Origin of the sequence: Methylobacterium nigriterrae (genome assembly GCF_037106235.1) — a bacterium.
Classification (GTDB): Bacteria; Pseudomonadota; Alphaproteobacteria; order Rhizobiales; family Beijerinckiaceae; genus Methylobacterium; species Methylobacterium nigriterrae.
In genome coordinates this window covers 1-773 of the sequence record NZ_JBAWTG010000450.1, presented here as the reverse complement: position 1 = coordinate 773, position 773 = coordinate 1, and the positions used below count along the sequence as shown (strand labels likewise).

Here is a 773-nt window from a genome sequence, read left to right as displayed (position 1 = left end):
CGCCATGAAGGCGGGAGCCGTCGATTTCCTCGAAGCCCCCTGGACACCGGAGGTGCTGCTGTTCGCGGTCAAGACAGCGCTGGCCGAAATCCGCGACGCCGCGGAGCGGACGCGCGAGCACGACAACTCCTATGATCGGATCGCGGCTCTGTCGGCACGCGAGCGTGCGGTGCTGGAGGGTTTGCTCGCGGGCGGCACCAACAAGAGCATCGCCCGCACGCTGGGCCTGAGCCCGCGCACGGTGGAGATCTACCGCGCCCGGGTCATGGAAGCGCTCGGAGCCCACACCCTGCCCGAGGCCGTTCTCATCGCGACCGCAGCTGGCGTGCGTCCTGCCGTTCAGGCTGCCGTTCAGGACGGCGACTAGGGTCTGAACCCAATCAGCTTGAGCGTGAGATGGCTGCTATTGACCCGTTGCGGACAAGACGGAGACGCAGCGGGCAGGAACCGAACGATCAGCGGCCTCACCTGAGGTGGTCTTCGTGCCGGCCACGGCCGATGCGTAACATGGGTTAACTCCAGCCAAGCGATGGTGTATATTCGATTAGGAGTGGCCGGATCGAGGAAACCAACGGGGCCTGGGTCGGTCCGCGAAAGCCGCTGCTTCAACCGCAAACACCCAGCAGCGGGCCACAAAGGTAGCGAAGGCAGTCGCCTTGAGTGGTCAAGGGCTGCTTCCCGCCCCTCTAGGACGCCACCACGCCAAGCTGATTGAGTTCAGACCCTAGGTGGCAGCCTGGCGCCCGCGTAGGAAGTGGGCCGCACGAGTACGC

The 773-nt window shown here is 65.5% G+C and carries 1 protein-coding gene; it reads left to right on the top strand.

The window, feature by feature from the left end:
• Window positions 1-367: response regulator transcription factor (locus tag WDW90_RS37685; RefSeq protein ID WP_336492816.1), on the top strand; the 367-nt coding region annotated here is incomplete at its 5' end.
• Window positions 368-773: the final 406 nt, after the last annotated feature.